The 26,352-nt window shown below is 61.8% G+C and carries 25 protein-coding genes and 3 pseudogenes; 13 read left to right on the forward strand and 15 right to left on the reverse strand.

Features of this window, described 5'->3' with window-relative positions; translation table 11 throughout:
* Positions 1–49 precede the first annotated feature (49 nt).
* Positions 50–601, reverse strand: a complete 552-nt coding sequence (locus SINAC_RS02965) for a hypothetical protein (RefSeq protein WP_015244215.1) — start codon at positions 599–601, stop codon at positions 50–52.
* 404 nt (positions 602–1,005) lie between these two features.
* On the opposite strand from SINAC_RS02965, the gene SINAC_RS02970 reads away from it, so the two are divergent.
* The 5 genes from SINAC_RS02970 (at position 1,006) to tnpC (ending at position 4,653) form a co-directional block, all read left to right on the forward strand.
* Positions 1,006–1,245, forward strand: coding sequence for a hypothetical protein (locus SINAC_RS02970; RefSeq protein ID WP_020467677.1), 240 nt, complete (start codon positions 1,006–1,008; stop codon positions 1,243–1,245).
* 626 nt (positions 1,246–1,871) lie between these two features.
* Positions 1,872–2,138, forward strand: a complete 267-nt coding sequence (locus SINAC_RS02975; protein WP_015244216.1) for an ISAs1 family transposase — start codon at positions 1,872–1,874, stop codon at positions 2,136–2,138.
* A gap of 64 nt (positions 2,139–2,202) precedes the next feature.
* On the forward strand, positions 2,203–2,580 hold the full coding sequence (tnpA, locus tag SINAC_RS37845; RefSeq protein WP_015244204.1) for an IS66 family insertion sequence element accessory protein TnpA: 378 nt from the start codon (positions 2,203–2,205) through the stop codon (positions 2,578–2,580).
* Positions 2,574–2,960, forward strand: coding sequence for an IS66 family insertion sequence element accessory protein TnpB (gene tnpB, locus SINAC_RS02985; protein ID WP_015244205.1), 387 nt, complete (start codon positions 2,574–2,576; stop codon positions 2,958–2,960). The genes tnpA and tnpB overlap by 7 nt, the downstream gene beginning before the upstream one ends.
* Before the next feature lie 31 nt (positions 2,961–2,991).
* On the forward strand, positions 2,992–4,653 hold the full coding sequence (gene tnpC / locus SINAC_RS02990) for an IS66 family transposase (RefSeq protein WP_015244217.1): 1,662 nt from the start codon (positions 2,992–2,994) through the stop codon (positions 4,651–4,653).
* Here the strand turns inward: tnpC and SINAC_RS38575 are convergent.
* Both SINAC_RS38575 and SINAC_RS41735 read right to left on the reverse strand, forming a co-directional pair.
* Positions 4,594–4,974, reverse strand: coding sequence for a hypothetical protein (locus SINAC_RS38575; RefSeq protein ID WP_015244218.1), 381 nt, complete (start codon positions 4,972–4,974; stop codon positions 4,594–4,596). The two genes, tnpC and SINAC_RS38575, sit on opposite strands and share 60 nt — an antisense overlap.
* Positions 4,975–5,585: 611 nt before the next feature.
* Positions 5,586–5,804 (reverse strand): ISAzo13-like element transposase-related protein, encoded by a 219-nt coding sequence (locus SINAC_RS41735; protein ID WP_081578417.1) that lies wholly within the window; start codon positions 5,802–5,804, stop codon positions 5,586–5,588.
* A gap of 57 nt (positions 5,805–5,861) precedes the next feature.
* Here SINAC_RS41735 and SINAC_RS02995 point away from each other — a divergent pair, with 57 nt between their 5' ends.
* Complete coding sequence (locus tag SINAC_RS02995) at positions 5,862–7,022, forward strand: ISAs1 family transposase (RefSeq protein WP_015244219.1); 1,161 nt, start codon at positions 5,862–5,864, stop codon at positions 7,020–7,022.
* Between the two features lie 16 nt (positions 7,023–7,038).
* On the opposite strand, the pseudogene SINAC_RS41740 reads toward SINAC_RS02995, so the two are convergent.
* The 4 genes and pseudogenes from SINAC_RS41740 to SINAC_RS03005 all read right to left on the reverse strand — a co-directional run.
* Positions 7,039–7,143, reverse strand: a pseudogene (locus SINAC_RS41740) (ISAzo13-like element transposase-related protein); the annotation flags it as partial.
* A pseudogene (locus SINAC_RS41080) lies at positions 7,136–7,270 on the reverse strand (ISAzo13 family transposase); the annotation flags it as partial. The pseudogenes SINAC_RS41740 and SINAC_RS41080, both read right to left, overlap by 8 nt.
* A gap of 401 nt (positions 7,271–7,671) precedes the next feature.
* Complete coding sequence (locus SINAC_RS03000; protein WP_015244220.1) at positions 7,672–8,445, reverse strand: hypothetical protein; 774 nt, start codon at positions 8,443–8,445, stop codon at positions 7,672–7,674.
* A gap of 747 nt (positions 8,446–9,192) precedes the next feature.
* Positions 9,193–10,338 carry an ISAs1 family transposase gene (locus SINAC_RS03005; RefSeq protein WP_015244221.1) on the reverse strand — a complete coding sequence of 382 codons (1,146 nt, stop codon included), beginning with the start codon at positions 10,336–10,338 and terminating at the stop codon, positions 9,193–9,195.
* Positions 10,339–11,025: 687 nt separating this feature from the next.
* Here SINAC_RS03005 and SINAC_RS41745 point away from each other — a divergent pair.
* The 6 genes and pseudogenes from SINAC_RS41745 to SINAC_RS03030 all read left to right on the forward strand — a co-directional run.
* Positions 11,026–11,403 (forward strand): annotated as a pseudogene (locus SINAC_RS41745) (MarR family winged helix-turn-helix transcriptional regulator); the annotation flags it as partial.
* Positions 11,404–11,530: 127 nt separating this feature from the next.
* Entirely contained in the window at positions 11,531–11,716 is a 186-nt protein-coding gene (locus SINAC_RS40470; RefSeq protein ID WP_020467684.1) for a hypothetical protein, read from the forward strand.
* A 274-nt stretch (positions 11,717–11,990) separates the two neighbouring features.
* The gene (locus tag SINAC_RS03015) at positions 11,991–12,281 is read left to right on the forward strand and encodes a hypothetical protein (RefSeq protein WP_015244222.1); all 291 of its coding nucleotides are present in this window, start codon (positions 11,991–11,993) and stop codon (positions 12,279–12,281) included.
* A 437-nt stretch (positions 12,282–12,718) separates the two neighbouring features.
* Complete coding sequence (locus SINAC_RS03020) at positions 12,719–15,565, forward strand: M16 family metallopeptidase (RefSeq protein WP_015244223.1); 2,847 nt, start codon at positions 12,719–12,721, stop codon at positions 15,563–15,565.
* 263 nt (positions 15,566–15,828) lie between these two features.
* Positions 15,829–16,905 carry a DUF1559 family PulG-like putative transporter gene (locus SINAC_RS03025; protein ID WP_015244224.1) on the forward strand — a complete coding sequence of 359 codons (1,077 nt, stop codon included), beginning with the start codon at positions 15,829–15,831 and terminating at the stop codon, positions 16,903–16,905.
* A 106-nt stretch (positions 16,906–17,011) separates the two neighbouring features.
* Positions 17,012–17,665 carry a hypothetical protein gene (locus SINAC_RS03030; protein WP_154673951.1) on the forward strand — a complete coding sequence of 218 codons (654 nt, stop codon included), beginning with the start codon at positions 17,012–17,014 and terminating at the stop codon, positions 17,663–17,665.
* 317 nt (positions 17,666–17,982) lie between these two features.
* Here the strand turns inward: SINAC_RS03030 and SINAC_RS03035 are convergent, their stop codons facing one another.
* The 8 genes from SINAC_RS03035 to SINAC_RS03070 form a co-directional block, all read right to left on the reverse strand.
* Positions 17,983–19,056: a sulfate/molybdate ABC transporter ATP-binding protein gene (locus SINAC_RS03035; RefSeq protein ID WP_015244226.1), complete on the reverse strand. Its 1,074-nt coding sequence runs from the start codon at positions 19,054–19,056 to the stop codon at positions 17,983–17,985.
* Between the two features lie 63 nt (positions 19,057–19,119).
* The gene (locus SINAC_RS03040; protein WP_015244227.1) at positions 19,120–20,010 is read right to left on the reverse strand and encodes a sulfate ABC transporter permease; all 891 of its coding nucleotides are present in this window, start codon (positions 20,008–20,010) and stop codon (positions 19,120–19,122) included.
* On the reverse strand, positions 20,000–20,830 hold the full coding sequence (gene cysT, locus SINAC_RS03045; RefSeq protein ID WP_015244228.1) for a sulfate ABC transporter permease subunit CysT: 831 nt from the start codon (positions 20,828–20,830) through the stop codon (positions 20,000–20,002). Before cysT ends, SINAC_RS03040 begins: the two co-directional genes overlap by 11 nt.
* Positions 20,827–21,891 carry a sulfate ABC transporter substrate-binding protein gene (locus tag SINAC_RS03050; RefSeq protein ID WP_015244229.1) on the reverse strand — a complete coding sequence of 355 codons (1,065 nt, stop codon included), beginning with the start codon at positions 21,889–21,891 and terminating at the stop codon, positions 20,827–20,829. The genes cysT and SINAC_RS03050 overlap by 4 nt, the downstream gene beginning before the upstream one ends.
* 104 nt (positions 21,892–21,995) lie before the next feature.
* Positions 21,996–22,445: an RrF2 family transcriptional regulator gene (locus SINAC_RS03055; RefSeq protein WP_015244230.1), complete on the reverse strand. Its 450-nt coding sequence runs from the start codon at positions 22,443–22,445 to the stop codon at positions 21,996–21,998.
* A gap of 185 nt (positions 22,446–22,630) precedes the next feature.
* A complete protein-coding gene (locus tag SINAC_RS03060; RefSeq protein ID WP_015244231.1) occupies positions 22,631–22,969 on the reverse strand; it encodes a hypothetical protein in 339 nt (112 codons plus the stop codon).
* Between the two features lie 20 nt (positions 22,970–22,989).
* Complete coding sequence (locus tag SINAC_RS03065) at positions 22,990–24,375, reverse strand: DCC1-like thiol-disulfide oxidoreductase family protein (protein WP_015244232.1); 1,386 nt, start codon at positions 24,373–24,375, stop codon at positions 22,990–22,992.
* Positions 24,360–25,007, reverse strand: a complete 648-nt coding sequence (locus tag SINAC_RS03070) for a hypothetical protein (protein WP_015244233.1) — start codon at positions 25,005–25,007, stop codon at positions 24,360–24,362. The genes SINAC_RS03065 and SINAC_RS03070 overlap by 16 nt, the downstream gene beginning before the upstream one ends.
* Positions 25,008–25,573: 566 nt before the next feature.
* On the opposite strand from SINAC_RS03070, the gene SINAC_RS40475 reads away from it, so the two are divergent.
* Positions 25,574–26,224 (forward strand): hypothetical protein, encoded by a 651-nt coding sequence (locus tag SINAC_RS40475; RefSeq protein ID WP_015244234.1) that lies wholly within the window; start codon positions 25,574–25,576, stop codon positions 26,222–26,224.
* Positions 26,225–26,352 lie beyond the last annotated feature (128 nt).

Raw genomic sequence — 26,352 nt, forward strand, 5'->3', positions numbered from 1 at the left:
AGCGGTGCGAAACATAGGCCACAAATGAGAATACTCATCGGCACAATGGTCAGTTTCTTTCGAGCAGTCTTCCCATAATCCCGATGGCGCACGCCTTGGTTCGTTGCTCCTCTGTTTCGTGACCCGTAAATAGTGATGCCTGCTTGTCGGATCGGGACCAGCGTTCCATCCTATTGAACCACTCTTGGGCTTCAAGGTCTCGACGAAGCCAACGTTGTAACAGGCCGAGGAATGCACGCTCCTCACTACCTCCTATCGTTACTTCTTTATACCTATTCGGAGTCATCTTCCCAAATGTCAAACTTTTGTTGCCGTCCAGATCATTTTCCAGGCAAACTGCCCTCAAGACCTGTCTAGAATCTCTGAAGGACAAGCCCATGCTGCCGCCATCGCTCCAAGAAATACATTTTACTAACGTGATTGGTTCAGACACATCTTTTAGATATTCGCTTTTACTAATATCGAATTGTGTAAAATCTTTGTTGTGATGAGCCATGACGAACCACAGCAACGCCAGCAACGCCAGCAACGCCAGGGACAGGCAGCCAAATAGGATTCGTTGAAGGTGGGGCTTACCATTTGTCCTCATGAGAGTCCGCATTCATTCCCTCTCAATAGCCTGAAGTTTCAGGCCAAAATCAATCTAAGTCCTTGCATTGGATGGTTTTGCGGAAAACAGTCTGTTTTTGTGGCCACTTAATTCGTGAAGGCAAATCAAATGTTAGGTTTTGAATTAACAAAGAGATGTATTTATAAAATAATTAGTTTTCACTTGCGTCTGCAGCTAGCATAACTTTCGGGGCAAGACAGGGGGGGCATCGGCAAGAAACGAAATAACTACGATCCCGCCAAGACCAATGACGACCACCAGGGACTACTGCGATTAGGTCGCCTTTGAATCATGAGCACAAGCCGGTCCTGAGGTTGGTCCCCGGAGTGCGGATTACCGAGAGCGCCTAGGAGGTTGTCGCCGAGGCTAAGAACCGCCCCGATGAATGGGCACAGGTGCTCTTGACCAGCGATGAATACCCAGTCTATGAGACGGTCATCAAGGGGGCGTTCAGCCAGCCGATGGTCGAGTCCAGAGGGCTGGCCCCGCCCGGTCGCCGGCCGCTGCTGCCGGATCGCCGTATCGACTCGGGTGTGACATCTGCGACGGTCCGGAAGGATCGAGAGAGTAATCGCGTCGTGGCGGTTCATCGGCCCGTCGTGCCGGGGAGTCAGCTGGCAGCGGACGCAACGTAGGCATCGGCCTGCAGTCGTACGATCAACACGTCGTTCGTGGAGCGACACGCAACGGCGCAGGGCCAGAACGCGTAACAATCGCGGCAGACGTATCGGTTCAGTCAGGACTGAGAGCTTCATGAGTCGATGCCGTATTTCACGCGGTATCGCTACAACTTCTGCTGGCCGGCGCGAGCCTGCGGCTTCGCGGTCGTGACGGCTATTGGCAGGAACGAACGCCTGCAATGTGGGCCGGGCTAGCAGATTATGTCTGGTCCCTGTAGCAAGATTATGTCTGGTCCCTGTAGCAACGGTTGAGCTTCCCAATCGTTCAACGAGCTAAGGACACCACCAATATCAGGGCACATACTTAATCACTCCTGTGCCAGGACTGGAGAATCCCATGGAATCGCCAGCCACGAAACTATAACCGATCTCCCCGTAAAGATCGATTCCACCGCCTAAAGCAGCCATGATGGCTGCGAAGAGATCGGGACCCGATCCAGGGCCAGCGTGTATAACTGTGCGGCCTGAGTAGTCTGGCGCGACAGGCCGTGGCTCGTTATCTTTGAATCGGTCCTCGTGAATCGGCTCACTGCACTCCGGGTGTGCGGAGGCCGACACCGACCGATCCCAGGATGCCTCCCATGGCCAAGCCCGTCGATGTCGGCTCCATCGGCTCTTATTTCGAATCGCTCTCCGATTCCCGCCACACACGCAATTGTAAGCACTTGATGGTCGATATCGCTGTCATCGCGGTCTGCGCCGTCATCTGCGGGTGCGATGGCCCTACCGCCATTCATCGCTGGGCCAAGAATCGTGAGTCCTGGCTGGCCCGGCATCTGGCCCTGCCCAACGGCATCCCCTCACGGGATTGCATCAGACGCTTGCTCATGTGTAAGAGTTCGAAATAGCCAGTCTTGTGCCGCCTGATAGCCTGGAAGACGGACCATTTTGTTCGTCCTCCGGAGTCAGACGATGCCACGTGCCGCCAATCCTGCCCTCCCAGTCCTCTGGCGTCGGCGACTGCAACAGCAGTCCGACAGCGGTCTCACCATCGGCCAGTTCTGCCAAGGCCAAGGGATCTCAACCGCGTCTTTCCACGCCTGGAAGCGACGCCTCGCCTCGGATTCGCCTTGCCCTGTCCCCGCTCCGGCTCGCGAACCGGCATTCGTGCCGGTCATCCTCGCCGCCGCCCCCGAGTCGCGAGCCGGCGATTCCCCTGAATTCCTCACCATCCGACTCCCCGACGGCGGACGAATCCTCCTGCCCATCGCCGCGGGCGGTGAACTCGTCTGCCGGGTCGTCGAGACCGTCGCCCGCGTCGCGGCGAGGATGGAGCACGCCTCATGTTGAGCGTCCCACACACCGTGCGGATCCTCCTTCACGCCGACTCCGTTGACCTCAGAAAAAGCTTTGACGGGCTCTCGGGAATCGTCAGCCAAGCCTTCCCTCAGGAGGAACTCCTCTCCGGCCATCTCTTCCTCTTCCTGAATCGCCGACGTGATCGCATCAAGATCCTCTACTGGAATGTCGATGGCCTGGCGATCTGGTACTATCGCCTCGAAGCCGGCTCGTTCCAGGTCCCCCTCCGGCCCTCCTCCGACGCCCCGATCGAACTCCGGTCCGCCCAACTCGCCATGCTCCTGGGCGGCATCGACCTGGGGAACGCCCAGCAACGAAAACGATACCGGAGGACTGAGAAAAACAGGGAAAATCCCGGGAAAACCACTTGAAATCAGAGGTAAGTATGCGATAATCCAATTAATGATTAATCCTCTCGGTCGAAATGCCCAATCCGGCCCCGCGTCGCCGCCAGTCTCCGGCGATGCGGCCCCTCCCGGCGACGCGAGGCAGCAACGGATCCAGGACCTGCTCGCCGCACTCGATCAAGCCACCAGGGCCAATGAGGAGTTGACGCAAGAGAACGACCGCCTGCGCCAGGAGTTGGAGCGGTACCGCCGCTATGTCTACGGGCGACGCAGCGAACGATGCGACGATCCTGGACAAGGTCATCTCTTCGCGTTCGGCGAGGACCTCGAGGTGGCTCCCGAGGCCGAACCGGAGGCCCCGATGCCGGCCGCTCCGAGGAAGTCCCGGTCATCGCGGACGCTGGATTTCAGCCGCCTGCCCCACGTCCGCATCGAACATGACGTGCCCGAGGCGGACAAGACTTGCTCATGCTGCGGCCGGTCCAAGGCACGCATCGGCGAAGACGAGCGGCGTGAGCTCGAATTCATCCCGGCTCGCCTGGAGGTTCGGGTCCACGTCCTCCCCAAGTACGCGTGCTCGCACTGCCACGACGGAGTGAAAAGCCCCGACGGACCGGAGCGACCGCTCCCGGGGTGCATCGCGGGAGCGGGCCTGCTTTCGCAATTGCTGATTTCCAAGTTTATCGATCACTTGACCCTGTACCGCTTCGAGGGCATCGCGGTTCGCTACGGTTTGCACCTGCCGCGTGCGACGCTGTGCGATTGGGTCCGCAAGGCCGCCGAGTTGATGGGGCCGCTCTACGACCTCCAAAAGCAACTCGTGCTCCAATCTCCGGTGATCTGGACCGATGACACCCCCGTCAAGGCGCTGGGCGGCGAGGCTCCCGGGAGCCTGACGACACGGTTCTGGCTCTATCATGGGGACGAGGATCATTCCTACGACGTGTACGACCATACGGCGAGTCGCAAACGCGACGGGCCGGCGACGTTCCTGGCCGGCTTCGTGGGTTATCTCCAGGCTGACGCATATGCTGGATATGACGGGCTCTATCTCGGGTCGCCTTCGGCGATCCACGAAGTCGCTTGTTGGGCGCACGCCCGCCGCAAGTTCTACGATGCGCGGTCGTCGTCGCCGGGGAACGCGGGTTTGATCCTGGAAGCGATCCGCCGGTTATACGACGTGGAGGATCGCGTCCGAGGGTTGTCCGTTGAGGCGAGACAGGCCCTGCGTGCGCAAGAAGCGGTGCCGATCCTGGAACGGCTTCGAGGGGACCTCGATCGGCTTGCGGACCAGTCGCTGCCGAAATCGGCGTTGGGCCAGGCTCTGACCTATGCGCGGAATCAGTGGAAGGCGTTGTGCCGCTACACCGAGGACGGCCGGCTGACGATCGACAACAACGTGGCGGAGCGTCGCCTCCGCGACCAAGCCATCGGCCGGAAGAATTGGTTGTTCCTGGGGAATGTGGATGCGGGACCGCGAGCGGCGGTGTTGAGCACGATCATGGCAGGAGCGAAGCGTCATCGCCTGGAGCCGTGGGCCTACGTCAAGGACGTACTGATGACGCTGAGCGTGGCCCCGGAACGAGTCGAGGACCTCTTGCCCGATCGGTGGGCTCGGAACCATCCGGGACACGTACTGACGCATCGCCTGGAGGAATCACGTGAACGGGCACGGCGTCGCGACGCAAAACGAGCGGATCGTCGCAAGCGGAAGTGATCCAAGGGCGGTCCGATGCGCGGAGTGACGGGAGTGCCAATCGCGGTCCCCCCCCCCCTCTGGGAATCTCGAACGCTTACACATCTGGAAGGCCGGACAGGTGCAGGTCAGTCCCGTGAGCGTCTGGGCCACGAGGTACTCCATCCCGTCGCTGACCTTGCGAAGCCAGTACGCCTTGACCGTGGCGAAGGGCCATCGGTCGCGATGGGGGCTGGTGTGGTAGGTGTGGCTGTTGATCAGGAGGATCAGGCGGCAGGTGTTGCGGGCGGGATTCGGGGAATTGGTCTGTGCGCAGTCGCGAACCTGATCTACAGTGGCCATCGGTCAGTTCTCCAGTTGATGTCTGGGGTTCTGTCTAGGGCCGGGAGGGTGTTACAAGCACTCTCTCGGCCCGCTTTCGTCCCGATCGTGGCTACGGCGTGTCCTCACCGGACAGGCCAAGCACCGTCGATCGAGCCGACACGCCAAGATACTCCCTGGAACGGATCTGTCAAGAATAACGTCCAGACATGTTGCACAATTTAAACGGCTTGCGAGTGTGGGGCGTAGCCCGGCGTAGGTGTGCGTACGCGCGTGGGCACACCTCCAGCGAGTTAGGCCCCACGTCATGGCGCTTGGCCAGGGGACGGCTCAGGCCGGTATCGTGCGATGCGTCAACGCGGGGAGAGAATGAGTGGGATCGGTGTGAGGAGAGAGCGAGTGGTGGCGGTGCGAAGCGAAGTGCTGCGTGAGGATGCGGCGTGGCGAGACGTGGTGGGTACGGCTGGACGGGGCGAGAACTTGGAGACGGACGACCTCGAAGGGTGGCAGGGGGGCGTGCGACCGGCCCGGGTCGGCCCCCCATTTGGGGAGATGTGTGGGTAACCTTCACACCCTGGAATTTTTGAGCCCTGGGGTAACTTAACGGATCTAAGGAGTTGCACGACAATAAACTACCGAATTGACGGTTTAGGTCGGGGGTGGACTTCATAGTTCCATTCGCCATGAAATTTGTTACGCTTGATACGCACTTCCGAAAGTTCCTGGTCGCTGACCTTGCGATCTTTTTCATAGGCTTCGGAATCCAGCCACGCATGGACTTCCAGCCCCAGGGCTAGCGCGCATTTATAGGTAGTTTTGGCGACCTGTAGGGCTTGCGCCCGGGCCGATATTTTTGTAAATCATTCTCCATGCTTACTCCCCGGCTGGTTATGCATGGAGAGCGAACGATGGCGGATCCACGACGCGTCGACCTGGATGAGATCGTACTCCACTTCCACGAGTTGGAGGACCCCCGCTCCTCGATCAATCTCCAGCATCCCCTGACCAGCGTCATTGCGATCGCCTTGATGGCTATCCTGGCCGGCGCCGCCGGCCCGACCGCGATCGCCAGGTGGGCTGTCATGAAGGAGGCGTTCCTCGTCAGAGTCCTGGACTTGCCCAACGGCATCCCACGCAAGGACGTCTTCCGTCGTGTCCTCATGGCGCTGAAGCCCGATGCCTTCCAGTCATGCTTCGCCGGATGGCTGCGGTCCTTGCGGGCGACAGCGGAAGCGGAGACCGGAATCGAGCAGCCGGTCCTGGCCGTGGACGGTAAGACGGCGAGGCGGAGCCACGACCGCAAGAACGGCCTGGGGGCCCTGCATTCCGTGAGCGTCTGGGCGAGCGAGTACGGCCTGTCGCTGGGCCAGGTGGCCTGCGCCGAGAAGTCAAACGAGATCACGGCCATCCCCGAGCTCTTGAGGCAGGTCGACATCGAGGGGGCCATCATCACGATCGACGCGATGGGGACGCAGAAGGCCATCGCCGAGCGAATCGTCGAGGGGAAGGCGGATTACGTCCTGGCCTTGAAAGGGAACCAGGGGACGATGCATCAGGTGGTCATCAACCACATCCTGGAGCAGTGGGAGGACGACTTCGCGGGTGTGGATGCCGGCCGGCATCAGACCGTGGAGTCGGGGCATGGCCGTCGGGAGACGCGGACCTACATTCAACTTCCCGTGCCCCAAGACCTACCGGGGCTCAGGTCGTGGAACGGGCTGAAATCGATCGGTATTGCGGTCTCCGAATCGGTCCGCGACGGCAAGGTGACGGACGAGGTCCGCTACTACATCAGCAGCCTGGCGATTGATGTGCAGCGATTCGCCCGCGCCGTTCGGTCGCACTGGGGCATTGAAAACGGCTGCCACTGGACTCTGGATGTGACCTATCGCGAGGACGAATCGCGGATCCGCGAGAAGTGCCTCCGAGAGAACATGGCGTGGCTGAATCGCCTCAGCCTCTCGCTGTTGAAGCAACATCCCGGCCGCGAGAGCGTAGCCATGAAGCGGCGGAGTTGCGGCTGGAGTGAGGAGTTCCTGTTGCAAGTCATTGTCGGATCAACGAATTAGTGTGCGCTGGCCCTGCTTCCAGCCCCTCTTGCGTTGTCGTGGAGCCGATCAGACTCACCACGATCTCCAGTGTCTCCAGCGGAATGCCCTGCCAATTCCGGGTGATGTGGCAGAACAGTTGTCACGCCTCCACGACCAAGCGATCGCGCTTCGGCCGCGGCCCATCTCCGTCGCCCGCGTTCGTCAAGGTCGGTGACGATGGCGAGATACTTGTGACGAATCCATTCGATCAGGTTGGTGTCCGGCATCCCTGCACAATTGCCGTGCCTCACATTTTCTACAAGACTACTTTCGGTAGTTTATTGTCGTGCAGCTCCTAACATGCTCCGAGATGGTGGCATGGATGGAAGTAGTGTGACTGAGCCTATTCGCCATGTTGGCGAATCGCAGCGTTCACGGCTGTCCAACTTTGCCCCGAATGACTGGAAGGAGTTACGATCCTGATTGGAATCCACCGTCGTCACTGAGCAAGCGGGGAGAACTAATGGCCTACTTCATCCAGAATGCAAAGACCCCTATCCGCTTGAATCGCACGCTTTTTTGGCTACACCGGAATCAATAATCGCGTAAGCTAGACATTCGTTCTCCATTTGGCTTCTTCATTTCGCACGCAAACCAAATGTCCCACTGTTGTCTTAATGCCACTCCGCTATGTCCCCCTTCCTTCCCATTGTCGAGATCCATCAGCCACGAGAATGGCTAAGTCTCTGAAAGTCCGGAGGCTGCCGAACTGGGCTTTTGGGGGAGGCAGGTAATGAGCAGCAAGCCAAGGCGTTGCCCATGAGACGAGAGCCAGAATCACTCCTGTGGTTGCGGTCAGAGCCGAGATAAAGCACCCCGCAAAGGCTATGCACAGGCCGAGCATTAAGCCAACATTACTCATGTCATCCAAGGATGTGTCAAGTTTTACATTCGGCAATGCGCCGGGAGCCAGCTTCGAGATCGAACCCAGAAACACACCGAGATGACGCCGGGTATATTGGTCGAGGGGAGTTGATGGGGTCACGGAATCAACGTCCGCACCCGCGTTACGCAACATCGAGCGGATCACAAAGAAAGCGCTGGCGGCGAGACACTTCCTCCCCAAAACAATTACGGGTTCAATGACTGGCCTCCGGGCCGTTAGAGCGATGAATTCGCAAAGTTCGCGAAGCGTGCGCTCCTTCGCAGGTTCTAGCACGGTGCACCAGACTTCGCTCGAACGGTCAAGCTTCCATTGGGTGTCGAGGCCCCGTCCGAGGTACTGACATTCGAGCAGATCACAGGCGGCCCGCCACTCGTCGATCGTGGTTTCAAAAGTCAGTTCGATGTGGGCATCCGCTTCCGGATCGAATTGGCATTGCTGTCGGTGCGAATCGCGTAGAACGGCGAGCACATATTCTGGAGTCACAGAAAGATTAACAGGCAGACGATAGTACGTCACGTTAGGTTTCCTTAACATAGGTTGACTACTAGACAAGCCCTTGGCTTAGATCACACCATCCATGCCTTCGTCGCTCCGACGGCTCCTGGACGGTGTGACCGATCATTGCGCAGGGTTTGCACGCTCCGAGGACTCAAGCCATGTGAAGGAGTGCTTCTATCCAGAATTCACGGTGGATTACCTAAGTGTCTTGTCGATGGCATCCAATTCTTCGGGCGTATAATCCTCCGAGATGTACGGGAGATTCAGCAGCCCGCTCACTGCATCTAAAGCAGTAAGACACCATCCACCATAAGGAGCCCATCGCCCTAGAAAAGTCCCAAAATGTGCCGTTTTGCGCCATCCCATGTTGGTCGGGGCAGACAACTGATTGGGCAAGATCTCTGGAAACATTTTCCTCAAACATGACGAAAGTGGCGAAGTTTTTGGAGAAATCATCGTCCCCTTCGGGCCTCCAAGTGACGGGCCGGGTTTCCCTTTGATCGGCTGACCTCCTATGACCAGTGGCCCACCGGTGATCGTACCCCCTGGCCATGTGCCGGGTCCGAGATGACCCCAAATCCAATCGCCCGGCGAGTCACCCTGGTAAAGGCTATCTCCAGTATTATCTCCAATGCCTCGGCCCGAAGGATCAGTTGCGTTCATCGGTCCGTTTCCGACATAACGGTACAGACTCGCGTCGCCTGCGGTGAATTTGAGTGGATCTAGGCTCGTCCATCTCCCCAGTGAGGCCAGGGCCAGCGCATATCAAACACGCTGTAGTGAAAGAACTTGTGTAAGGTAGTCCGTATTGATCATGCAGGACATCATCTTTCCGCGAAGGCTATCCTTGTCGGGATGACGCTTCAGGAGCGTCACGGCGAACCGCCGCAGCCAACTCAAGTTGTTCCCCAAAGTCCGCTCGCGGGTGCGGTGCTCATCCTCGCGAAAGTTCACGTCCAGCACCCAATGCATCGACTCGATGCCCCAGTGGCCACGCACCGCTTCACCAAACCGCTTGCCGCTCAAATAGCGGCTGCTGAGATAGTAACGCACCTCGTCCGACTCCGTCCCGTCGGCATACTGCGTAATCCGCGCGGCATAGCCGATTGCCTTGATCCACGGCCAGTCCTTGCCCGGCGCGAAATCTCGCGGCACCTTGGCCAAATAATAGGAGCGTTCGTCGATGCGACCGTGGCCGTCATCGCGGGTCTCGTGGCAGCGATACCGCAGGTCCTCCAGGTCGCGTTCCAGGTGGTCGAGGAAGAACGCCTGGATCGCGGCCGCGAGCTTTGGCTGGTTGTCTTTGACCGCGATGACGCAATCGCCGCCGCCGGTAACGATCTGCTCGACGATGTCTTTCTGGCAGCCCATTGCGTCGATCGTGATGAGGGTGTCGGCCAGGTCGATCTGCTCGAGGAGCTGCGGGATGGCCGTGATCTCGTTCGACTTGGCCTCGGTGGCCACCTGTCCCAGCGCAATGCCCTCTTCGCCGGCCCAGGCGCTGACGATATGCAGGGCACCAAGGCCGTTGGCCTCGTCGTGCGACCCGCGGCAGGCTTTGCCGTCGATGGCGATGAGTCGGCGGGGGTTCTTGGGGTCGGCCGGGATCGCGTCACAGATCCAGGCTTGGAAGCAGCGTTGGAAGGCTTCGGGCTTCAGCGCCATGAGCAAGCGGCGGATGCAGTCTCGCGAGGGGATGCCATTGTGCAGGGCGAGATGCTCGGCCAGCCAGGAGGCGCGATTCTTGGCCCAGCGATGGATGGCGGTGGGCCCATCACAGCCGCAGATGACGCCGCAGACGGCGATGACGGCGATATCGACCATCAAATGCTTGCGATTGCGCGTGTGTCGGGGGTCGGAGAGGGATTCGAAATCAGAGCCGATCGAGCCGACATCGACGATCTTCGCCATGAGAGGCATCCTTGGATCGGTCCGTGTCGGCCTCCGCACGCCGGAGCGCAGTAAGCCAATCACGAGGACCGATATCCAAGATATCGAGCCGAGGCCTGTCGCGCCAGACCACCCAGGTCGCACAGTTATGCGCGCTGGCCCTGTACGCCACTGGAGGATGATTGGTTAAGAGTTGCCGGATTTCGAGCGATTGTATTTGCGGTACGAAGGATTGGGTGGGCCGATTCCGTCGATCAGGGCGCGCACGATGACGAGCGAGGGGGGGGAAACGACGGCTCATGATGTCGACCTCAGGTGATTCACTGGCTGCCCGAAGCGCAAACGCGGCTTTCAGGCATATAGCCATAAGCTTGTGAAAATCGCATTTTAGGAACGCAATTTGCGACCGATGATGTCAGTCGAGCAGACGCAAGATCGTCATTTTTTTGATGACGATCATCGAATTATGTGAAGATGTTGTAAATGTCTGGAAAATGTGGTCGCGACGGCTAATTTGGGGGATTGTGAAATGAGATGCAAGGAAAAAACTCGGGACTCCTCTGCGCTTGCCGTGAGTGACGCCTTAAATGCTTGAAAAGACTGGGATTGCGGCAAATAAATTTTTCTTGGTTGATGTTCGCTATGGCTTGCATCTACAAATAAACCGATTGCTCGCCACCTCAATACCAAGAGCTCTCGGTCGAGGAATTGTGGGAGGTTTCCCGCCAACTGGTCCGCGAACTCGGTTTCATGCGTCCGACGATGGCCAACACGGGCCTTGCGCGTCGGCCGTGCATGCGATTCTGGAAATCGGCCGCAACCCCGGCATCCAGGCACGCGACCTCGCTAACGTACTGCGGCTCGATAATGTCGAACACGAGCCGGCAACCTGCCAAGCTGGAGGCGGCCGGCCTGGTGAGGCGGGAATCGGCGTGCGATGATGCTCGGTCCTAACACCTCTCTCTGACGGTCGCGGGGCAGGTCCAGCGCGAGGTGATTGACCGATTCTCGACGGACCAGGTTTCCCGAGCATTGAGCAGGTTGGCCCCGGCCGCTCGGCGTCTTGCCGTCTATGGCGACAAGCTGATGACGGGTGTCATGCCGACCTCGCTGGTGTTGCAGGTGGCCCTGTTCCGCCTGGTCCGGACCCAGGGGAGGAGGCGGGCGTTCTGGGCCGGGTTTCTCACGGCCGGTTTGCCCGCGATGCTTTCATTTGTCTGCGGCAACCGGCTCGGTCCGGGTCGTGACGGATGCGGTCACGGGCAAGACCCGGTTCGTCATCGATCTCGGGTCTTTGGGTGGCGATCGGATCTATGCCGTTTGGGCCGGCTATGCTGATCTGGTCTTTCGTGACCTCATGTTCCTGCAGCATTCTCTGCCCGTGGTCGCTGTGGTCTGACTCCTGCCGCAATTGCTGGCGGCGCTGGCAGGCGGGCTCTTGGCGTGGCTGGTCAAGTGGGGAACGGAGTTGCGTTGGAGTGATGCGAACGGGAAAGATGCAGTGGATGAAATTAGGGAATGAACGCATTTAAGTGAATTTGGTCCTGTGCGGTCGGTTTTCTCGTAATGTCAACGAATCCAGGGGATTTCGATGCCTGAAGCTTCGCCCGTCGAAACGCCGGTAGGCTGTCCGGAAGAGGCGCGTCGGATTCGGTGGCGAACGCGGTGGGGGTATGGCGGCTTCGGGTTCGGCCTGCTCGTCATGGCGGTGGGTGGCCAAGGTCGGCTACGGGATCCTCCCCTTCGCGCTCGTCTGGAACCTGATCTGGGCTCCCTGGCTGGGGACCGTCATGGGGCTCACCCATAGCAGGACTCGCCGGCCAGGACTCCGGCCTTGGCCGCAACTCCGCACCCGGACCTTGATGGCGGTCGTCGCCTACGTTGCGCTGCTCCTGGGGTCGGCATCCCAGGGCGATTGCGCTAGAATGGGTAATCTGCGACACTTGATCCCTGGCGGCCCGTAATCTCCCCAACGCAGGATCCGGCGAGCGTGCTGCCGATGTTGCTCGGGATTGACCTCTCGTGGCCAATGACCTCTCCGCTTCCATCGAAACTCACTTTGCGAGCCTGGCCGATCGTGCCTGCTGGAAGGGTTTGAAGCAGATCAGTGTGGCGATCAGTGAGACGATTCGTAATGGCAAGCCGTGTGACGATGTCTGCTGCTATATTTTGATCTTGAACAAGTGCTGTTTGGAAAATGATTTATGGTGCAATCGCCCTGGGCTTGAGCCGGTTCCCTCCAGGTCGCTTCGCGCTCGTCGCTTTTTGGGACGAAGCCGGGTGATTACGGACTTCTCGATCTTGGGTGGCCCCCCTCCCCTCTCTGGACGACCCCCCCTGGGACCGGTTAGAACGGAGCCAGTTTGGACCGTCGAATCAAGTTCACGGAGTGAGCACCTCTATGAAACGCGGCATCGTTCCCTTCCTTCTGGCGGCGTCGGCCACGTTCTGGTCGGCCGGATCCCCGGCGCGCGGCGATGACCGCACGCCCCAGATTCCCCAGCTTAAGGTCGATAAGTACACGCTGCCCAACGGCTTGGAGGTCATTCTCCACGAAGATCACACCACGCCGGTCGTGGGGGTGAACCTCTGGTACAAGGTCGGCTCGAAAAATGAGAAGGCGGGGCGCACCGGGTTTGCGCACCTGTTTGAGCACCTGATGTTTCAGGGGTCGAAGAACCACGACAACGAATACTTCGGGCCGATCGAGAAGGTGGGAGCCCAGATCAACGGCAGCACCAGCACTGACCGGACCAACTACTATGAGAACGTCCCGAGCAACGCCCTCGAACTGGCGCTCTGGCTCGAGGCCGACCGCATGGGCTTCCTCCTGCCGGCCCTGACTCAGGCGAAGCTCGACAACCAGCGCGACGTGGTCAAGAACGAGCGGCGGCAGCGGTACGATAACGTGCCTTACGGCCAGACGGCCGAAACGCTGCTCGAAGCCCTTTATCCCCCCGAGCATCCCTATCACCACAGCGTGATCGGCTCGATGGCCGACCTCTCGGCGGCCAGCCTCGACGATGTCTCGACCTTCTTCCGCACCTATTACAGCCCGAACAACGCCAGCCTTTGCATCGCGGGTGATTTCGACCCGGCCGAGACCAAGCGGCTGGTCGCCAAATACTTCGGCCCCCTGCCCCGTGGCCCCCAGGTCGCCAAGCTCAAGCCAAACGTTCCCGTCCTCTCCGAAGCGAAGCATATCGAGATGACGGACCGAGTCTCGCTCCCGCGCGTGGAGCTTGTCTGGCCGACCGGCCCGCGAGGTGATGCCGACGAGCAGGCGCTCGACGTCCTCTCGCTGGTCCTCGGTGGGATCGACAAAGAGAACCGGCTCTTCCGCGCCTTGATGTACGATCGCCAACTCGCCGCTCACGTCGAGGCGGGCCATCCGGCGAGTGCCCTAGCCGGCGAGTTCACCGTCACGATCTACGCCCAGCGCGGCCAGTCGCTCGACAGTCTGGTCAAGCTCGCCGATGCCGAGATCGAGCGGCTCAAGAAAGAAGGGCCGACCCTCGAAGAAGTCATCAAGGCGCAGAACACCCAGGAGAGCCAGCTCGTCGTCGGCCTTCAGGCTGCGGGCCGCAAGGCTGACTTCCTCAACAACTACAATGTTGAGTTTGGCGATCCGTTGGCCTACAAGGCCGAGATGGTCAAGCTTTTCAAGGTGACGCCCGAAGATGTGAAGCGGGTGGCCAACCAGTACCTCACCGCCAACCGGATCCGGCTCGACGTCAACCCCGGCGATCCGACGCCTCGCAAGGCCGAGGCCGAGGTCGATCGCTCGAAGCAGAAGCCGGCGGAGAGCCCGAAGATCGCTGAGGTCAAGGACGATTTCGACCGGTCGAAGATGCCCGAGGTCGGCCCGACCCCCAAGTACACGCCCCCCCCGGTCACGCGCCGGACGCTTTCCAACGGCCTGGAAGTTCTGATCGCCGAGCGGCATGAACTGCCGATCCTGACCCTCAACCTGGTGGTCAAGGGGGGCGAGGCCCTCGTGCCCCACGGGAAGGAAGGGCTCGCCTCGATGACCGCCGATCTCCTCACCGAGGGGACCAAGGCGCGGAACTCGCTCGAGCTGGCCGGAGCTCTCTCCGAGATCGGCGCTTCGATCAATGCTGACGGCAAGCTCGAATCGACCACCCTCTCGCTGACCACCTTGACCAAGCACACGGCACGTGGTCTCGACCTCTATACCGACGTGCTCCTGAATCCGTCGTTCCCCGAGAAGGAGTTGAACCGGCTTCGCGTCCAGCGGCTGGCCATGCTCAAAGCGCGGCTCGACAGTGCGGAGGGGATCTCCGGTGTCGTCTTCCCGCGCCTCCTCTACGGCCTGGAGCATCCGTACGGCCGCCCCGATCTCGGTACGGTCAAGACGATCAACTCGCTCAAGCGTGAGGATGTCGTTGCCTTCCACAAGGCCTTGTTCTTGCCGAATAACGCCAGCCTCATCGTGGTGGGCGACACGACGCCCGAAGCGATCACGGCCTCGTTGGAGAAGGCGATCAAGGACTGGAAGCCCGGTGAAGCGCCCAAGCGGGACTTGCCCGAGCCTCCGTCGTCGAAGAAGCCGCTGACGATCTTCCTGGTCGACAAGCCGGCTGCTGCGCAGTCGGTCCTGGCCGTCGGACAGGTTGGCCTGCCGAGGGGAACCCCCGACTATTTCCCGCTGACTCTCATGAACGCGGTTCTCGGTGGCCAGTTCTCCAGTCGGATCAACCTGAACCTTCGCGAGGACAAAGGGTACAGCTACGGAGTACGCTCGCACTTCGCCTTCCGGATTGGCCCCGGCCCGTTCGAGGCCGGCGGGTCGGTTCAGACCGCGGTGACCAAAGAGGCGCTGATCGAACTGCTCAAGGAGCTGAACGACATCACCGGCCCTCGCCCGGTCACCGACAAGGAACTCACTTTCGCCAAGGACCGGATCATCAAGGGCTTCCCGAGCAAATTTGAGACGACGTTCGGCGTTGCCGGGACGATGGCCGACCTGGTGCTCTATAGCCTGCCGGCGGATTACTTCGCGACCTACCAGTCCAAGATCGACGCCGTGGACAAGGCTGAGGTGGCGCGGGTCGCCAAGGCCCATCTCGACCCCGAGCACATGGTGATCCTGGTCGTCGGCGACCGCTCCAAGATCGAGGCGGGGCTCAAGTCGCTCCCCTACGCCAAGGTGATCAACGTCCTCGACCCCGAGGGGAACCCGCTTCCCCCCGCCGCGGCGCAAGGGGCTGAGGAAGGGGCGAAGTAAAGTCAACCAGGGCCGACTCGCGAGTCGGTGTCACGCTCACCAAGTTGTGAGCCTCGGAGGGGGCCGTCGTTCCATCACGACGGCGGCCTCGCCGAGGCTCCTTTTTTTTCGTTTCGAACTGGGTCGTTTGCGAGTCAATAGCGCAGGCTAATTTCACGAGAGATTCATTGAATGCAATAAAAAATTCATAAAGCCGTTCGGTACGATCACGGGTCGTTATTTGAAGCGTTCTTGAATGTCCTCAAAACAAAGAGGCCAGACCCGTGCCACGCCGATGTGCCAGCCGTGGATTCACACTGATCGAGCTTTTGGTTGTCATCGCCATCATTGCCGTTCTCATTGCCTTGTTGCTTCCGGCCGTGCAATCCGCGCGCGAGGCCGCGCGCCGGATGCAGTGCACGAACAACTTGAAACAGATGGGCCTGGGGCTGATGAACTATGAGAGCAGCAACGGCGTTTTCCCCCCCGCCACGATCCTCGTTCCGCCTTACTCCAGCAAGCAATGGTTGTTTGAGTCGTCGTGGAGCCCGGCCGCTCGCATTGCGCCGTTCATGGAGCTGGGGCCGCTCTATAATGCGATCAACTTCAGTTCGACCTACAGCGACGCCTCGAATACGACCATCTCCTACACGCCGATCAAGTTCCTGATCTGCCCGAGCGACACGGGGCCGTCAGTCGACAACCCGAGCTATGGCAACACGCCCTATGCGACCACCAGTTATGGGTTCTCGGTCGGGGACTGGTACGTCTGGTCGGTCAATGGCTCGGCGCTCGGCCCGGTGAACCGCTCGGCGTTCGGCCCGACGTATTCGCGGTCGATCGCTCAGTTCACGGACGGCCTGAGCAACAGCCTCCTCGCGTCGGAAGGCTACATCGGCCACCTTCAGGCTCGTGACTGCTTGACGACGCCGAGTGGGCCGTCCGACCCGACGACCGGAGCGTGGTCTCCCACGAATGTCCCGACTCCGCAGAATTCGTTGGCCGCTCTGGCCGCGGTGCTCCAGGCGTGTAGCGGCTCCAAGAAATACGGCGTGCCGTACGGTCACACCCGCTGGGCGAATGGCGCCGGGTATTACTCGGGATTCACCACTGCGGTTCCCCCGAACCCGAAGGTCACCGGCACCGGTTTCTCGAAGGGGATGGACTGGGTCAGCGTTGACGAAAACAATGGCGGGCCAACCTATGCCTCGCTCTCGGCCAGCAGCTACCATTCCGGCGGGGTCAACGCCCTGTTCGGCGACGGCAGCGTGAAGTTCATCAAGGACTCGACCAATCCAACGACCTGGCGCGCGCTGGGGACGATCTCCAGTGGTGAGGTCCTCTCCGCCGACTCGTACTAGCAGTTCATTGCCGCTCCTGTGACCACCTGCTACGATCAGCGGGACCGATGGGGTGAATCCGGTTTCTCGGCGGCGTCCCGTTCAGTCCCGCGGCATGGTGGTCCCAGTGCACAACCTCGAAGACGCGATCGGGCGTCTATACGACTCCTTCTCCACCGTCCCCAAGCCGCACTGCATCGACGGCTGCCCGTGCTGTATCGACCGCAAGAGTGTCGGGACGCTCCTGGAGAAGCGGTTGCGGTGTCTCACTCCGGACGACCTGTCCTCCTACGCTTCGTCGGCGTTCCTGACGGTCGGAGAGGCGGCCGACTACCTCTACTTCCTGCCGCGGATCCTGGATATCACGGCAAGGGAACCGTCGTGGTGGCCGCGCTCCGAGGTCACAGGCCGGGCGATCCGGGCGGCCAGGCCCGACGCCTGGACGGCGGGGCAGCGGGCCGCCCTGAATGACTACCTGGGGGCGGTCGTCGACGCCGCCATCGAGTCGGGCGACTACGATAGGCTCGACGGCTGGATTTGCGCCGTCGCGAGCATGGGGTTCGATGTCCGGCCCCTTCTGGGCCGGATCGCGGAGTGCCCGGCGGCGGTCCTGGCGTACTTCGAAGAGAACGCCGAGGGCCTGCCACGGAGGAAGTTGGCGAACACCTTCTGGGAGCCGCCCTGCCCGGGGCATGACGCGGTCGTCGCGTGGTTCTACTCGGCGGAAGTCGCCAAAATCCCGTTCGAGGCTTACGGCTACGTCCTGACAGCGGCCGAGTGACGCCGGGATAACCGCCCGACTGGCCCGGATCACGGAACCGTCGATGCACCACAGGTCATGGTCGATCTGTCCTCGACCAAGTCGTCCATCGTGGCGTTGGCCGGCATAGCGATCCGTTACCAGAGCGTGTTGCTCAGGTATACGCGGAAGAGGAGTGTGCCTTCTTCGAGAGGCCGGGACGGCCTCTCGAAGATTTACGCCTGTCCTCACCGGATGTGATGGGATCCGACGAAATTGAACAAGCCCCTACCGGAGAATGGCAGGGGCTTGCGGGAATCAATCCGTTTGGCCTGTGAGGGGATTTTGGGAGAGCAGCGTCAGATCACATAATTTTCCACGAACCGTTTCGACTCGTGGAACACTTTCCAGTCCTTGGGTGAGACGTAGATATCCTCGCCGTCGACCAGTGCAAGTTGCAGGCAGCGCTCGCGGGTGAGCTGGACGTTGAGGGTGGTGCCGTCGAGGAGCGTCAGGTCGAGCCGGACGAGGCCGCCGAGCGGGATCAGCTTGCGGATCCGGGCCGACCAGGCGGGTCGGCCGTTGCTCTGGCGGGTGATCTCGAAGTCGTGCGGACGGACGTAGACGGCCGAATTGTCGTTGGAGTTGGCGACGTCCAGCGGGAGCGGGACCTCGTCCCCCAACTCCATGCCGAGCACCGTCTCGGCGCGGAGGACGTTGACCGAGCCGAGGAACTCGGTCACGAACGGGGTCGCCGGGTGCTCGTAGAGCTCCTGGGGCGGGCCCATCTGCTCGACCTTCCCCTTGTTCAGGACGATGACCTGGTCGGCGACCTCGAACGCTTCCTGCTGGTCGTGGGTGACGAACAGGCTCGTGACGTGGACCTCGTCGTGGAGCCGGCGGAGCCAGGTGCGGAGCTCGTCGCGAACCTTGGCGTCGAGCGCGCCGAAGGGCTCGTCGAGGAGGAGGACCTTGGGCCGGGTGGCCAGGGCCCGCGCCAGGGCCACGCGCTGGCGCTGGCCGCCCGAGAGCTGCGACGGGTAGCGGTCGGCGTGGACGAGCAACTGGACCAGCTCGAGGAGCTCCTCGACGCGGGCCTTGATCTCGCTGGCTGGGGGGCGAGGCTTCTGGACCTGGAGGCCGAACGCCACGTTCTGGCGGATGGTCATATGCCGGAACAAGGCGTAATGCTGGAAGACGAAGCCCACGCCACGCTGCTGCGTGGAGAGGTTGCTGGCGTCCTCCCCCGTGATCTCGACGTCGCCCGAGTCGGCCGGCTCGAGGCCGGCGATGATCCGCAAGATTGTGCTTTTGCCCGAGCCCGAAGGGCCGAGCAAGGCGACGAGCTCACCAGCGGGAACCTCGAACGAGACTCCGCCCACGGCCTGGAATGTTCCGAACCGCTTCGTCAGATTTCGGACCGCAATGGCCACGTCAGTGCCCCCCGCTCTGGACCGTTGCCGGGCACCCGGTCGTCTCTGGGTCGTAAAAGGATGTCATGAGGACTCCTCGCGAGCTTCGACATGCTTGCGAAAGTGTTCCATGCCAATCAACATCACGAACGAGACTCCCGCCAGCAGGACGCTCGCGGCATAGGCCCCCTCGATGTCGAAGCTCTCGATACCGTCGTGAACGTAGAGGGTGGCCGTCTGGGTCCGGCCGAGGATATTCCCTGAGACCACGAGCAAGGCCCCGAACTCGCCCAGCGAGCGGGCGACGGTCAGGGTGACGCCGTAGGCCAGGCCCCAGCGGATCGACGGCAGGGTCACGCTCCAGAAGGTCCGCCAACGCCCCGCGCCCAGGGTATACGCCACCTCTTCCTGGTCGACCCCGAACTCGCGGAGGACCGGCACGACCTCGCGGACCACGAACGGGAGCGTGACGAAGGTTGTGGCCAGGACCATGCCCGGCAGAGCGTAGACGACCTGGATCCCCAGCGGCTCGAGCCAGTGGCCGATCCAGCCCTTACCGCCATAGAGAATGATCAGCATCAGCCCCGCGACGATCGGTGAGATCGCGAACGGGAGATCCACGATCCCGTCGGCCAGGGTCTTGCCCCAGAAGTTTTGCCGGGCCAGGACGATCGCCAAGGCGAGGCCGAAGACGGTGTTGACCACCGTGGCCAGGAGCGTGATCAGCAACGTCAGGCGGAACGCTTCCCGGGCCGAGGGGGCGGCCAAGGCGTTGAGGAAGGGGCGAAACCCTCCCGCCAGGGCGGCTCGGACCAAGGCGAGGGCCGGAACCAGGACCAGGATGGCGAACCAGCCTACCACCAGGCCGATCAGGAGCCAGCGGCCCCAAGGGAGGCGATCACGCTTCGTCTTCGTCGTGGTTTGCGTCTGCGTGGCGGGCAAAACGTCCACCTCAAGGTCAACGTCAACGGCCATGGACGGGCCTCCCATGCCGTTGCATCCGGTTCAGGACGATCAGGATCCCGAGTGAACTGGCGAGGAGGACGACCGAGACGACCATGGCGCCGTGGTGGTTGCCGCTCTCGATCTCGCCGAAGATGTACATCGGCCCCGTCTTGGTCTGGAGCGGTCGGTTGCCGGCCACCATCACGACGCTGCCGAACTCGCCGAGCGCCCGGCTGAACGCCAGCGCCGTGCCGGTCAGGATGGCCGGCCAGAGGGTCGGGAAGGTGACCCGGCGGAACGTCGTGAACGCCCCGGCACCGAGAGTCGCCGCCGCTTCCTCCTCGGCCGGGTCCATCTCGAGGAGGACCGGCTGCACGCTCCGGATCACGAACGGGTACGAGACGAACAGCAAGGCCAGGACGATCCCCGGCTGCTGGTAGATCACCCCCCAGCCGTGGCGGCCGAGGAACGAGCCCAGGACGCTCGTCGGGCCGTAAAGCGCGACCAGCATCAGGCCGGTGACCACCGTCGGCACCGCGAACGGAACATCGATCAGGGCGTTCATGATCCCCTTGCCGGGGAATGAGTAGCGAACCAGGACCCAGGCGGTCGCCGTTCCCATCACCGCGTTGATGAGCACCATCACCAGGGCGGTCGCGAACGTCAGCTTCAAGGCGTGCCAGGCGAACGGGTTGGTCAGTTGCTTCCAGAACTCCGCGAGGCCCGGTTCCGCCGCCCGGACGCTGAGGGCCGTCAAGGGGAGGACGACCATGAGGCCAAGGTACGTGAGGGCCGTTCCGCGAAGCACGAGGTCGGATTTCGATGTACCGATCGGTGATTGGCGGCTCATTGTGTGCGGCCCTTGGATCGAGTGAAGAGCGAGTCCCAGACCCCGCCCTGGTCGTACACCTCTTTGTTGATCTTGGTCCAGCCGCCGAGTTCTTTCATGGTGAAGAGTCGAGGGGGAAGCGGCCGTCGGCCGGGGGGATCGAGCTTGGAGTCGAGGGGTCGAAAACCGTAGTCGGTCAGGATCCGCTGGGCCTCCTCGGTGCGAAGGTAGTCGAGGAAGGCCACGGCCACCGCGCGGTTGCCGTGTTTCTTCACCGAGGTCTCCACGATCGCCGCCGGACCCTCGATCTGGAGCGTGGCCGCCGGGATCACGTAGGGGGCCGCGACTCCTTTCCGCTTGTCTTGCAGGAGGAGCTCGTTCTCATACGTGACGATCGCGTCGCCGGTGCCGCGTTCGAAGGTCGCCATGCTCTGCCGGCCCGAGCTGTCCATGTTGAGTACGTTGGCTTGGACCCGGCTCAAGAGGTCACGGGCTGCGGCCGGATCGGGCGTCTTCGGGTCATGGAGCAACCCCGCGCCGTAGATCGCGTTGATGTTCCATTTCGCGCCTCCCGACGTCTTCGGGTCGGGGTAGAGCACGCCGACGCCCGGTCGCGCCAGGTCGTCCCAATCGCTGATCTTCGCCGGGTTGCCCGGGCGGACTCCGATCACGACGATGCTCCGCGTGATCAGACCGCGTCCCGGCCCCGATTTCCAGTCTTTATCGACCAAGCCTTCCTTGACCAGCCGATTGACGTCCCCGTCCAGGGAAAGGACGGCCACGTCGGCGTCGAACCCGGAGACGATGGCCCGGCTCTGCGCCCCTGAGGCGTTATACGACTCTTCGAAGCGGACCAGCCGTCCCGTCTTCTGCTTCCAGTGCGCCGCGAACCCGGGCAAGATTTTCTCGCGGAACGCATCGCGGACCACCGAGTAAGCGCCGATCGTCAGGGTGTCGTCGCTGTTGCCGGCGCCTCGAACCGGTCCGCACCCGGCGACCAGCAGGACGAGGCAGAGGCCGTAGCCCCTGAGCCGCGCCGTGGTTCGCGGGCGGCCGATGATCGAGGAGGTCGCTTGTTCCATGGATCCCTTCACGCGGCGGCATACGCCGATGCAATTCCGGCGTCTTTCGCACGCCCTACCATCAAAAAAAAGAGACGCACGTCGCCTCTTTTTGCTTGGAATGATCAGATGATCCAGTCGCCGACGTACCCTCGTTTCCGCTCGCGGTTCTCACGCACCAGGTCGGCAAACGTGGTCTTATCGACGACGTCGGAAATTGCCTGGCGGACCCGGCCCCAGAACCCGAAGAAGTGGCATTCGCCGTGGAATTCGCATTCCTTGTAACGCGACTGGCTGACGCAGTCGACGGGCGCGATCGGTCCGTCGACATACCTCATGATCTCGCCGACGGTCAAATCGTCGGCCGCGCGCAACAGGCGATAGCCCCCTTCGGCTCCGCGCCGGCTCTGCACGAACCCGCCCCCTTTGAGCTGCCCCAAAATCACCTCGAGGAACCGGATCGGGATCATCTCCCGCTCGGCAATCTCGGCGATCTTGAGTGGCTCGGGACTCGCATGTTCGGCCAGAGCGTAAATCGCTCGAACCGCATAGTAACACTTCGACGAAACACTCATCGGTGCCTACCCCGCTCAGGATTTAAGAAATCATCTCTATTTCGACTAGAGAAGTCAAGATGGAGCTTTACGCCGACCCTCTGCGGGCTGGCGGAGGATGGCGGGCCACCTGGGAGCCAGTTTGATGTCGTCCAGGATAATGTCCGGGTCGACCCGCGAAAGGAGGGGGGGGCGTGTCATGCGGATCAGTCGATGTCTTCCTTCATCCCCAACTCAATTTCGGGGGTCGATTCTTCAATTGCGAATTCGACGATACCCAGTTGTTCGCCAAGGCCTTTGGGAGCAAAAGAAAGCAGTCCCCGGCGCTCGGCGCAGGCCATGCAAAGCCGTTCATCGCCGCGCAGGACGACGATTTCGCCGTCATAGACGCGATGATAGTAATCCTGGCCGGGGGCCATCATGTAGCAGAATTCGCGATCATTGCCTACCTTTTGCCCCACTCGCCAACCCGGTTCCAGCAAGTAGAGCCGGCGTGGCGGGCACTCACCACCTTGGTCGGCGCGACTCGGAATGTGGTTCATCATGAGAGGGCGCTCTCCCGTCTTCAGGCCACGGACGAAGGGGGGTGGATGCCACAGACGTCGTCGGTGCAAGGTACGTCGCGCGGACGCGAAGCCGCTATTGCATTGTAAGCCCGGTGGCCGCCCCTGGAAAGAATTGGGAGCGACCCGATCAGCCCCAGCGGCCAGAATAAGGGGATCCAGCGGCTGAGCGTGACCACGGCGTCGTAGCCGACGTCGATCCGGCCGTCGGCCCGCACCAGGTGCATCGCCTTGATGCAGGCGGACTTGGTCAGGTTCGGGTGGACCGTCGTCACGTCCACGGCAGTCAGGTCCACCGGTTCGAGCACGCGGTCCGGGTCGCCCGCGGTCAGCAGGGCCATCGACGCCCGACAGCGCGGGCAGGCGCCGTCGTAGAGCACGCGCCCGGCGGGCTGTGCGTCGCCGACGACCAGGCTCCTCAGCCAAGGACCCGAGACGAAGGCGAGGTTGCCCGCGAACATGGCCAGCCCGAACTCGGTCAGCCCGGGCGCGGAGATCGCGATCCCGACGTGCATGAGTACCGCCGTGAGCAAGACCAAGGGGCGGAGCACCGGGACCCAGATGAGGATCGGGTAGCCGAGCTCGAACGCCAGGGCGGCATGGGTCATCAGGTTCAGGAGCCAGGGGTAAGCGGCCAGCCAGGTGAGGTCGAATTGCCCGAACTCGGCCGAGGCAAGCACGCCCCAGATCGCCGTCCCCGACCACCAACCTGGTCCTTGGAGCTTGGCCAGGCCGGCCATCCCGTAGATCAAGACCAGGTGGAGCTGAATCAGGCGGAGCGCCAGGTTGGCCGACACCGAGGGCTCAGGCTGGCCCGAGGGGACGACCCAGCGGCCGTCCTGACGTCGCCGGGCGACCGCCGCCCGGGCCAGGCGATACCGCGCCAGGAAGCGGTCGAGCGAGACCGCCTGACCACTCGCGAAGGTGAATGCCAGGTAGAGCGTCCAGGCCGAGACGATCTGGTCGAACCCGAACAGCGAGACCGGAACCCGCCGCGAGATCGAGACCACGATCACCCAGGCGAGCACCGCCGTCACCCGGCTCCAGAGGCCCACCGTGAACATCGCCACAATGACCAGGCAGGCGACCCAGACCGGCCGGAGCAGGGAATCGGGGACGTGGAACCAGAACGACCAGGCGGCCGGCGCCTGCATCCGGTTCACGAACCGAACGGACTCGGGATCGGCCCAGCCGGCCGACCCGAAGAAGGCCTGAAGATCGAGCCCGTAGACGAGCAAGCTCCAGAACAGCAAGGCCCCGACGCCGAGGCGAATCAGGCCCAGGGCGGTCGGGTCGGCCGGGGTGAAGAAAAAGCCGTTCCAGCCCCGAAGGATCGCGCTTCCGAGGCTTGCGGGATATTCGACCAGGCTGTTCAGAAAGCGTCGCAAGAGAACTCTCCGATCCGTTCCGGCGTCGTGTAAAACTCCTCGGCGTCGAGGTTCACGCGCCGGTGGCCTGGGGCCGCGAGTTCTTGGCGGACCCGTTCGGGGTCCGGAATCAGATGCGTCTGCGTGTAGAGGGTGATTGTCTTGCAGCCGGGCCGGCTCTTCGCCAGATGCCGCGCGTACGACCGTGCCCAGGTGCTGTTGGCGCCGTCACCGGTCATGGCTCGGGCGGTCTCGAAGTCGACGACCAGGTGGTTGGCCAAGGCGAGTTGGCGTTGATAACGCAGGCTCGGCCGAACTGTCCGGTCGGGTAGACGGATCGTCTCGTCAGGGCGACCGTCGGCATACTGGATCGTCGCCGTCGCAATCGGGGTCGGCGGGGGCTCGGGGGCGTAATAACGGTAGGTGTATCCCTGATCAATCCGTTGGAGATAGCCGCCGAAGGGGAGGACGAGAGCCTGCTCGAGGATCGAGGATGGGGGTGACGCCAGTGCGCCGGCGAGCACCGCCATCCCATGAATCAGCAACCCAACCGACGCCAAGCCACGCGCCCAAGCCGGCCACCTTCGGTCCGGATGGAGTTGGTTTGGGCCCTCTGGGGAGCCGGTATTGAATTTGCTGACTTTGCTGGCCAACGGCCGCTCCTTCTTTTTGCGATTTCGACGGACAGAGAGGGGACGTCCCACTTTCGGAGGAGGAAGGCTTCACGGTTCGAGACCGTCCGTGAAGGTCCCCGTCCGTAATGAAGCCTACAAGAGACGGGTTCTCGATCGACCGGCGAGCGGTCTCGAGAGCCGGCCGGTTTGAGCGCAGCGTGAATCCGTCTCAAAAAAAGGGGCAAATTCGCAGTGGGACCGGGTCTCCTCAGCCTTGATCCTACAACGCCTCGGAAGTCAGGCCAATAGCGGTCAAAAGATCGACCATTAGGGATATTCGGAAAATTTGCTATAAGCCTCCCAGATAGGTGTTGCCTCGCTATTTTCACGCGGAGATGTTGCATTCGGCTTCTCGGCAGATTAGACTTTGCGAGGAATGAGAAGAGTCTAGGGATCAAGGCAACTCGGCGGATTGCTGGGGTGGGGTCGATCGGCTCAAATGGGGCGAGCTCGGCCTTGAGCATTCCGACTGATTACGAAGGTACGTCCAGTGGTGGTTGCCGGCCCCGCGTTTGGTCATCTCGAATCGCACCAGGAGGTCTGAAATGCAGGGAACGATCGTTTTGTTGATGGCCCTCAGTGGCGTCGGTTGTCACCACAAGACCTGTGGTCCAATCGTTGCCTCGTCGTGCTATAGCGCTTGCTATAGCTCATGCTACGGGGGCTCGGCGCCCGTCAGCTACACGACGTACGTAGCCCCCTCCTGCTACTCGTCGTGCTATAGCAGCGGCTACTCGTCCTGCTACAGCAGCAGTGCTTGTTACAGCAGCGCTTGCTACAGCAGCTGCTACTCGTCCTGCTACAGCGGTGGCTGCTACGGTGGCGGCTGCTACGGTGGCAAGCATTGTGGTGGCTTGTTCCGTGGTTTGTTCGGCCACAAGCGATACAACAGCTGCTGCGACGCGGCCTACGCGACCGTGGGCTGCTACAGCGGTTGCTACGGCTCGAGCTATGCTCCTGCCGTCTTCGGCAGCTACACCCCGGTTGTCATGGGCGATACCTACGCTTCGAGCCAGGCCTATCCGACTGGCCAGGCGATCGTGAGCCCCGCGGCTCCGGCCGCCCCGGCTTCTTCGACCCCGGCTGCTCCCGCCCCGGCCACGGTTCCGGCTCCGCCGGCCCCCGCTCCCGCTTCGGAAAGCACCCCGCCGCCGCCCCCGGCCGCTGCGACGGATGCCCCCGCTCCGCCCAAGTAATGATCTCTCAGGCATTCTGAAGTGACTAAGCCCCACGCGGGGCTCTGATAATCGAGGGCCTGAACGGCCCCAACGGTCCATCGTGGCGTCGCGACGCCACGATGGACCGCTTTATTTGGGGCGAGTAA

Source organism: Singulisphaera acidiphila DSM 18658 (assembly GCF_000242455.2).
Taxonomy (GTDB): Bacteria; Planctomycetota; Planctomycetia; order Isosphaerales; family Isosphaeraceae; genus Singulisphaera; species Singulisphaera acidiphila.